At 69.5% G+C, this 7,759-nt stretch carries 10 protein-coding genes; 7 read left to right on the top strand and 3 right to left on the bottom strand.

From position 1 onward, the window contains the following. The 3 genes from E8A12_RS21050 to E8A12_RS21040 form a co-directional block, all read left to right on the top strand. On the top strand, window positions 1-315 hold a 315-nt coding region (locus E8A12_RS21050; RefSeq protein ID WP_293372528.1), incomplete at its 5' end, for a sigma factor-like helix-turn-helix DNA-binding protein. A gap of 19 nt (window positions 316-334) precedes the next feature. Further along, window positions 335-2,059 carry a sensor histidine kinase gene (locus E8A12_RS21045; protein ID WP_293372526.1) on the top strand — a complete coding sequence of 575 codons (1,725 nt, stop codon included), beginning with the start codon at window positions 335-337 and terminating at the stop codon, window positions 2,057-2,059. Window positions 2,060-2,101: 42 nt separating this feature from the next. Next, window positions 2,102-2,239 carry an entericidin A/B family lipoprotein gene (locus E8A12_RS21040; RefSeq protein ID WP_293372524.1) on the top strand — a complete coding sequence of 46 codons (138 nt, stop codon included), beginning with the start codon at window positions 2,102-2,104 and terminating at the stop codon, window positions 2,237-2,239. A gap of 71 nt (window positions 2,240-2,310) precedes the next feature. On the opposite strand, the gene E8A12_RS21035 is transcribed toward E8A12_RS21040, so the two are convergent. Next, window positions 2,311-3,120: a protein-glutamate O-methyltransferase CheR gene (locus tag E8A12_RS21035; protein ID WP_293372522.1), complete on the bottom strand. Its 810-nt coding sequence runs from the start codon at window positions 3,118-3,120 to the stop codon at window positions 2,311-2,313. After that, on the bottom strand, window positions 3,117-3,482 hold the full coding sequence (locus E8A12_RS21030; RefSeq protein WP_293372520.1) for a response regulator: 366 nt from the start codon (window positions 3,480-3,482) through the stop codon (window positions 3,117-3,119). Before E8A12_RS21030 ends, E8A12_RS21035 begins: the two co-directional genes overlap by 4 nt. A 176-nt stretch (window positions 3,483-3,658) precedes the next feature. On the opposite strand from E8A12_RS21030, the gene E8A12_RS21025 reads away from it, so the two are divergent. The 4 genes from E8A12_RS21025 (at window position 3,659) to E8A12_RS21010 (ending at window position 7,098) form a co-directional block, all read left to right on the top strand. After that, the gene (locus E8A12_RS21025) at window positions 3,659-4,579 is read left to right on the top strand and encodes a hypothetical protein (RefSeq protein ID WP_293372518.1); all 921 of its coding nucleotides are present in this window, start codon (window positions 3,659-3,661) and stop codon (window positions 4,577-4,579) included. A 10-nt stretch (window positions 4,580-4,589) separates the two neighbouring features. Then, window positions 4,590-5,564 (top strand): hypothetical protein, encoded by a 975-nt coding sequence (locus E8A12_RS21020; RefSeq protein ID WP_293372516.1) that lies wholly within the window; start codon window positions 4,590-4,592, stop codon window positions 5,562-5,564. 9 nt (window positions 5,565-5,573) lie between these two features. Further along, window positions 5,574-6,521 (top strand): hypothetical protein, encoded by a 948-nt coding sequence (locus E8A12_RS21015; RefSeq protein WP_293372514.1) that lies wholly within the window; start codon window positions 5,574-5,576, stop codon window positions 6,519-6,521. 64 nt (window positions 6,522-6,585) lie between these two features. Continuing rightward, a complete protein-coding gene (locus tag E8A12_RS21010; protein WP_293372512.1) occupies window positions 6,586-7,098 on the top strand; it encodes a hypothetical protein in 513 nt (170 codons plus the stop codon). On the opposite strand, the gene E8A12_RS21005 is transcribed toward E8A12_RS21010, so the two are convergent. Continuing rightward, window positions 7,095-7,759 (bottom strand): hypothetical protein (locus tag E8A12_RS21005; RefSeq protein ID WP_293372510.1); only part of this gene is annotated, 665 nt, incomplete at its 5' end. The two genes, E8A12_RS21010 and E8A12_RS21005, sit on opposite strands and share 4 nt — an antisense overlap.

Raw genomic sequence — 7,759 nt, 5'->3', positions numbered from 1 at the left:
GCCGAGCGGACCCTGGTGGCGGTGGACGATCCGGAGGCGCCGGTGGCGCTCGACGAGCTGCGCCAGGGCCTGGCCATGCTGCCGGCCGAACAGCGTGAAGCTCTGATCCTCGTCGGCGCCGGCGGCTTTGCCTACGAGGAAGCGGCCGAGATCTGCGACTGCGCAGTGGGCACGGTGAAGAGCCGCGTCAGCCGGGCGCGGCGAGCTTTGCACGGCATCCTGGAGTCAGGCTCCTACGACCGCGACGGCGCGTCGGCGGGGGACGCCATGCGAGCTATCCTGGCGGATGCGGAGCGGCTAAGCACCGTCCGTTGAGGACGGAACTCGGCTCTCCATGACCCGTCTTGCCTGGGGTTCGCTGAGCACGATCAGGGTCCGTCTGACGGCGGCGCTCGCGGCGGCGCTGCTTCCAGTGCTGATCCTCGGCGTGGCCCAGTCGGCGATCGCCTTCAACCGCGAACGTATCGCACTTCGCCAGAACCTGGGCTTCGCTGCCGAGCGCAGCGCGGCCACCGCACGCAGCCGCATGGAAGGCGCCGGCATCCTGCTGCAGACGCTCGCGCCCGGGGCCATCGGCTACCAGTGCGCCGACCGGCTGGCGGAGGTGACGCGGCGCATCCCCGGCTACGCCAACCTGGTGCGCTTCGATCGGCGGGGCCGCGTCGCCTGTGCGGCCGCCGAGGTCCCGATCGACGCTCAGCGGACACTGAAGCCCTGGTTCCAGCGGCTGGCGGGCGGCGATCAGCTGGTGATCACCCGCGACCTCGGCGCGACCTCGGCAGCCCAGCCGGCGGTGCTGGCCGCGGTCCGAGCCGACACGCCGGACGGCGCCTTCGACGGCGCCTTCGCCGCGGTGATCACCCTGGCCAGCCTCGAACCTTCGGTGTCGGACCCGACGCTGCCGGCGCACGCCGACGTGGCGCTGACGGATTCAGCCGGCCACTACATTTCCGAGACCGACGGCAGGGCCTTCCCGCCGCTGCCAGCCGGCTGGCGCGACCAGGTGCGGCTGAACGGGGCGCTGATCTGGTATGGCGCCGACTCGCGCGGCGAGCGCCGGGTCTACGCCGCCGCCCCGGTGGCAGGCGACGAGGTCTATGTGGTGCTGTCGGCCCAGTCGCCGGGCATCTTTTCCTGGGCGCGACTGAACCCCCTGTCCGGCATCCTCTTCCCGCTGATGACCTTCGGTCTGGCGCTCGCCGCGGTGCTCCTGGTCACCGATCGGGTGGTGGTCCGCTGGATCGCCTATCTGCAGCGCATCGCCGCGCTCTACGCCCGCGGGCGGCTCTCGGTGCGTCCCGTGCAGGCCGAGCAGATGCCGCCGGAGATCCGCGAGTTGGCCGAGACCCTGGAGCAGATGGCCGACGCCATCGTCGGGCGCGACGCCTCCCTGCGCGACAATCTCGCCCAGAAGGACGCGCTGATGCGCGAAATCCACCACCGGGTGAAGAACAACCTGCAGGTCATTTCCTCGCTCCTGAACATGCAGCAGCGGGCGCTCACCGACCCGGCGGCGCGGGCCGCCATGAGCGACACCCGTCAGCGAATCACCGCGCTGGCGCTGATCTACCGCGCCCTCTACCAGGGCCCCGACTTGAAGCGGGTGGACCTGCGCCCCTTCCTGGAGGAACTCACCGCGCAACTGGTGGCGGGCGAGATCAGCTCCGGGCCGCCGGTGCGCACCGAACTTTCGGTCGACGCCCTGGTGATCGACCCCGACCGTCTGGCGCCGCTGGCGCTGTTCGCCGTCGAGGCGATCACCAACGCCCAGAAGCACGCCTTCGGCGCCCGCGGCGGGGTGCTGACCCTCGACTTCCGGGTGCGTGGCGAGGAGGCGGAGCTGGCGATTTCCGACGACGGCACGCCTCCCGAGGGAGCGCTTGCGAAGTCCGGCGTCGGCCGAACCCTGATGACCGCCTTCGCCCGCCAACTGCGCGGCCGCGCCGAACTGACGCTGAACGAGGCCGGCGGCGTCACCGCGCGCCTGTTCTTCCCGACGCCGGCCGCCGACCCGCCGGCGACAGACGCAGCGACCGCAGGGAACCAAGCGGCAGCATAGGGGTTGTCATGGGGCAAGTTTTACACCCCCGGAGAAACCCCTATGCGTAAGTTCGTGATTTTCGCCGCCCTGGCCGCCAGTCTGGCCGTCGCCGCCTGTAACACCGTCGCCGGCGCCGGCAAGGACGTCACCGACGCCGGTCACGCCGTGACCAACACCGCCGACGACGCCAAGCACTAAGCCGTCTTCGACAACCCGCTTCTGGGAAGCCCCGTCGCATTGCGGCGGGGTTTTCTTTTTTGCGAGGGGCGCTAGGCCGCCGCCCGCGCCGCGGAGGCGCGTCCGTGGAAACCGGGACGGTCAGCCACGGGGCTCAGTCCCGGGGCGCTTTCGCCGGCCCCCAGCACCAGACGGCCGCCCGGCGCGAGGGTGCGCTCTAGACCGCTCAGCACTCGGGCGCGGGCGTCTTCCAGCAGGTGGCCCAGGACGCCCCGGCATAGGACCAGGTCGAACTGACCCAGGCGGCTTAGGTCCTCCATCAGGTTGACGCGCCGCCAGCGCACCATCTGGCGCACCCGCGGCGAAAGCACGAAGCCGTCGTCAAGACTTTCGAAGTGGGTCACCAACCGTCGCGCCGAAAGGCCGCGCTGCACCTCGAACTGGCTGTAGACGCCGGCCTGGGCCTTCTCCAGGCGCCGCTCGCAGAGGTCGGAGGCGAACACCTCGACGGTCACGCCGGGCGGCGACGACTCGCTGAGCGCCATGGCCAGGGAATAGACTTCCTGGCCGCCGCCGCAGGCGGCCGACCACAGGCGAATAGTCCCGCCGGGTCGCCGCATCGCCAGGTCCGGCAGCACTTCGCTCACCACGCATTCGAACGTCCGCGGCTCACGGAAGAAGGCCGTCTCGGTGGGCGACATGGCCTCCACCGCCCGCCACGCCAGGCGGTCGTCGTCGCGGTCGCGGATGGCGGCCACCAGGTCATGCACCGAGGCGAAGCCCTCGCGCCGCGCCACCGGCGCAAGGCGGTTCTCCAGGAGATAGGTCTTGTCGGGATCGACCCTCAGGCCTGCGCGCTCGGCGCTCAGGCGGGCGATCAGCTCGCGGTCCTGCGGCGTCACAGCACGCCTGCAAGCGTCAGCTTCGAGGCGACGATATCGCCGTCGAATGGCTTCATGATGTACTCGTCGGCGCCGGCGTCCAGCGCCGAGCGGACGCGGTCGAGGTCGTTCTCCACCGAGCAGAACACCACCCGGGGCGCGTCCCCGCCCGGCTCCTGCCGCAGACGCTGCAGGAACTCCAGCCCGTCCATCACCGGCATGTTCCAGTCGAGCAGGACGGCGTCGGGCATCTCGGTGCGGCACCAGGCCAGACCCTCGGCGCCGTCGCCGGCCTCCGCCACCTCGAAGTCCAGGTCCTCGAGGATCCGGCGGGCGACCTTGCGCACCACCCGGCTGTCGTCGATCACCAGGGCGAGCTTCACGCGTGGCATATCCTTAACCATGTCCCCGTTTTCGCGCCGGATGGTTAAGGAGGGGTGCAAGACTACCTTCCGGGCAGGGCGCAAGACACGCCAGACCGATGTTCTTTTCCAGTCGCGCCCGACTGGGCCCCGACGTATCGTCCTGGGCGAACGCGGTATCCGGCGAGGCGCGCGGCATGGCTCGGAAATGGTGGCTGCTGACCGGCCTGGCGGCCCTGGCGCTCGCCATTCCCGCCCTGGCCAAGGAGACCGAGCCCGCGCCCGCCGCCAAGGCGCCGACGGTCAGCGGGGTCACGGTCGACGCCCCGAAGAAGGACAATCCGCTGGTCGATCCGGCCAGCGAGTTCGTGCGCCAGCGCCTGCCGCAGAGCCAGAATTCCGAGCAATATCCGCGCTTCCGCGACGATATCTGCGTCAAGGTTGTGGGCCTTCCGGACGAATACGGCGCCTTCATCGCCAGGCGGATCGTCGAGATCGCCGCCCAGGCGCATGCGCCGATGGCCAAGGCCAGCGACTGCAAGGCCAACGTCAATGTGATCTTCACCAGCAGGCCGCAGGCGCTGGCGAACGACATCGCCAGGCGCAAGGACATCCTGCTCGGGTTCTACTGGAACGCCGCCAATCTGAAACGGCTGGCGACGTTCCGCCGGCCGGTCCAGGCCTGGTACGTGACCCGCGTCCGCGATGACACCGGCAAGAGCTGGCTGGAGATCCATGACCCGACGTCGTTCCTCGACCCGCCCCACGGACGCGCCGGCAGCCGGTTGTCCAACGGCATGAGCGCCGAGGTCGTACACAGCCTGATCATCGCCGACGCCAACAAGGTGGCCGGGGAGAAGATCGAGGCGGTGGCCGACTATGTCGCCGTCCTGGCGCTGGCCCGCTGGCAGAGGCTCGACCGCTGCAGCTCGATGCCGACCATCCTCAACCTGATGGCCGACGGCTGCGACCCCGACGCGAAGCCCGAGGCCGCGACGCCCCAGGACCTGGCCCTGCTGACCGGGCTCTATTCGGTACAGGCGCGGGAGTCCGGATCGCAGCAGCGCGCCACCATCGCCAGCGCGATCCGCAAGGCCACCGCCGCCGAGCATCAATAGGAGTTCGTGAATGCGAGGAGGATGGCTGGTCCTGGTGGTCCTGGCGTGTGCTGCGACCGTGGCGGCGAGCGCGGCGGCGAAACAGACCTCGCCCACCTCGTCCAAGCCGCCGCCGCCAGCGTCGACAGTGAGCGGGATCACCGTCGAGGGGCCCGCGACACAGAGTCCGCTGATCGACCGCACCACTGAGTTCGTGCGCCAGCGCTTGCCCACCAGCCGTTTCGCGCAATACGCCCGCTTCCACGACCCGATCTGCGTCAAGGTGGTGGGCCTGCCCGATCAGTACGCCGGCTTCATCGTCAAGCGCGTCCTCGACGTCGCCCGGGAGGTCAACGCCCCGATCGATCCGAAACCCGGCTGCACGCCGAACGTCAACGTGATCTTCTCCGCGGCGCCCCAGGCCCAGCTTGAGGACATCGCCCGGCGGCGCGATATCCTGTTCGGTTTCCACTTCCAGGCGGAAATGAAGAAGCTCAGCACCTTCAGCCGGCCGGTGCAGGCCTGGTACGTCACCCGCACCGAAGACACCACCGGGAACAAGATGCTCGAACTGAACGAGGCCACGCCCTGCATTTCCTCCAACCCGCTTCGGCCGCCGTGCGACGTCAGCGCGCCTGCGATCATCGGCAAGGCCGGCAGCCGGCTGGGCAACGACCTCTCGTCCGAACTGGTGCACAGCCTGATCATCGCCGATGCCAACAAAGTGGCCGGCGAGAAGATCGACGCCATCGCCGACTATATCGCGGTGCTGGCGCTGTCGCGCTGGCAGGGGATGGAGCGCTGTTCCGGCCTGCCGACGATCCTGAACCTGATGGCCGACGGCTGTAGCGCGGAGGATAGGCCAGAGGCCGCCACCCCGGGCGACCTGGCCCTGCTGACGAGCCTCTATCAGGTCAACCCGCGCGAGGTGGGCACGCTGCAGCGCGCCGAGATCGCCGACGCCATGCGCAAGGCGGCCGGCGCCGCCTCCGACTCCCGCCACTAGGAGCCAGACATGAAGCGGACCCTCCTCCTGGCCGGCCTGGCGGCGATGCAGATCGGCGCCGGCGTAGCGGCGGCCAAACAGACCGAGCCCGCGCCCGCCTCCAAGGCCGCGCCGGCGGCGACGGTCAGTGGCGTCACGGTGAATGCGCCCCAGAAGGAAAACCCGCTGGTCGATCCGACGACGCAGTTCGTCCGCCAGCACCTGCCGGACAGCGCCTTCTCCGGTCAGCTCGCGCGGTTCCGCGACGAGGTTTGCGTCAAGGTCGTGGGCTTGCCGCCGGAGTTCGACGCCTTCATCGCCAAGCACTTGATCGACGTCGCGGCGGAGGTCCACGCGCCCATCGCCAGAGCCGCCACCTGCACCCCCAATGTGAATGTGGTCTTCACGCCCAACCCGCAGGCCCAACTTGACGACATCGCCAAGCGCAAGGACGTCCTGCTGGGCTTCCACTTCCTGGCCCAGACCAAGAAGCTCACCACCGTCGATCGACCCATTCAGGCCTGGTACGTGACCCGCACCCGCGACACGACCGGCAACAGCTGGCTGGAAGTGGCAAACCCCTGCCCGGCCAACGTCGGCGACACCTACGTGGGCTCCTGCGGCGACAGGCCCATGGGCCGCGCCGGCAGCCGGCTCGGCAACGACATGAGCGCCGAGGTGGTCCACAGCCTGATCCTGGCCGATACCAACAAGCTGGCCGGGGTGAAGATCGAGATGGTCGCCGACTACATCGCCGTGCTGGCGCTGGCCAAGTGGCAGGGGCTGGACCGCTGCAACGCCACGCCGACGATCCTCAACCGCATGGCCGACGGCTGCGACGACCCGCCGGACGCCGCGACGCCGCAGGACCTGGCGCTGCTGACCGGACTCTATTCGGTCGAAGCCCGCGAGTCCGGATCGCAGCAACGCGCCACCATCGCCAGTGCGATGCGCAAGGCCGGCGAGGATCATCGCTAGGCCGGTCGAGGCGGCGCGAAGATGCCCTAGCCACGCCGCAAAAGTCGATTTACATATGTAGTTCATGATTTCGGCACCCGGCGCCCCGCCGCCAAGCAGCGAACGCTTCAGCCACCCCATCGGGCCGAGCCGGCGGCGATCGCCGGTCGCCCGGCTGCAGGCCGTGGGCATCGTCGTGCTGCTCGCCACGATCGCCAGCATCCCGATCTCGGTCGGCGTTGGCACCTGGGCGACGCACCGGGCGAGCCTGCGCGAATGGCTGGTGAGGGGCCCGGCCTGCCCGGTGGCCCTGACGCCCTCGCCCGCCACCCGCGGCGCCAGGCCGCCGGCGCCTTTCGTCTTCCAGGGGATCGGCTTCGCCTATCAGATCGGCGACGCCTTCTGCGCGGCGGTTCCGGTTGAGAACGTATTCTCCAAGGCGACCTTCCCGGTCTGCAACTTCGATGCGCCGGCGGCGGTCGAGGTGACGGTCGGCGACCGCAAGGTGCTGTTCGAACCCGGCGTCGGCCATTCCGCGACGGTCGCCATCCGCGACGGGCGGGTCTCCTGCGTGATCGGCGCGGGATTGCGCGACTAAAGCCGGAAGCGCGCCTCGGCGTCGCCGACGAATTCACGGGGGCCGACGTGCATCAGCTTGCTGCGGGTGTCGAGCCAGACCTCCCCGCCGATCGCCCGCCAGCGGCGGCAGAAGGTGTAGTCCTCGCTGAGATAATCGCCGCTCTCCGGGTCGATGGTCCCCTCGAAGAAGGCGTACTGGTGCGCGCTGCCGCTGGGCTGGGCGCGGTCGTGCGCGGCCTGGTACTTCAGCTGTGGATAGGCGGCGATCATCTTCTCCAGGGCGCCGCGCTTGATCAGCATGAAGCCGGTGCCGGCGAACTCCGCGGTGACGAAACCGTCGAATTCGCGCCGGTGCTCTTCGCCGCAAGGCGCGCCCACATATCGGATCTGGGCGGTCTCCAGCGCCTCGCCGTCGACCATGCGCTCGAACACCGAAGGGTCGCAGTGCACGATCTTCAGCGGATACATGCCGGCCACCACCTCGCGGTCGAAGCGCAGCATCCGCCCGACCTGAACCGGCGAGAAACCGATATCGGCGTCGATGAACAGCAGGTGGGTAGCCAAGGTGTTGTCGAGCGCCGTGGCGACCAACGTGTTGCGCGCCCGGGTGATCATCGAGTCGTTGCCGAGGAGCTCCAGGGTCACGTCGACATTGTCGTGCACCGCGGCCAGCATCAGGC

The sequence above is a fragment of the Phenylobacterium sp. genome (genome assembly GCF_004799395.1).
Lineage (GTDB): Bacteria > Pseudomonadota > Alphaproteobacteria > Caulobacterales > Caulobacteraceae > Phenylobacterium.
Note: the sequence above shows the minus strand (reverse complement) of the source record. Positions and strands in the feature narration are given on the sequence as shown.

What these genes read in the sequence shown, in the direction of transcription:
- E8A12_RS21045 (WP_293372526.1), top strand. Translation starts at nt 335, where the DNA reads ATGACCCGTCTTGCCTGGGGTTCGCTGAGCACGATCAGGGTCCGTCTG.
- E8A12_RS21040 (WP_293372524.1), top strand. Translation starts at nt 2,102, where the DNA reads ATGCGTAAGTTCGTGATTTTCGCCGCCCTGGCCGCCAGTCTGGCCGTC.
- E8A12_RS21025 (WP_293372518.1), top strand. Translation starts at nt 3,659, where the DNA reads ATGGCTCGGAAATGGTGGCTGCTGACCGGCCTGGCGGCCCTGGCGCTC.
- E8A12_RS21020 (WP_293372516.1), top strand. Translation starts at nt 4,590, where the DNA reads ATGCGAGGAGGATGGCTGGTCCTGGTGGTCCTGGCGTGTGCTGCGACC.
- E8A12_RS21015 (WP_293372514.1), top strand. Translation starts at nt 5,574, where the DNA reads ATGAAGCGGACCCTCCTCCTGGCCGGCCTGGCGGCGATGCAGATCGGC.
- E8A12_RS21010 (WP_293372512.1), top strand. Translation starts at nt 6,586, where the DNA reads ATGATTTCGGCACCCGGCGCCCCGCCGCCAAGCAGCGAACGCTTCAGC.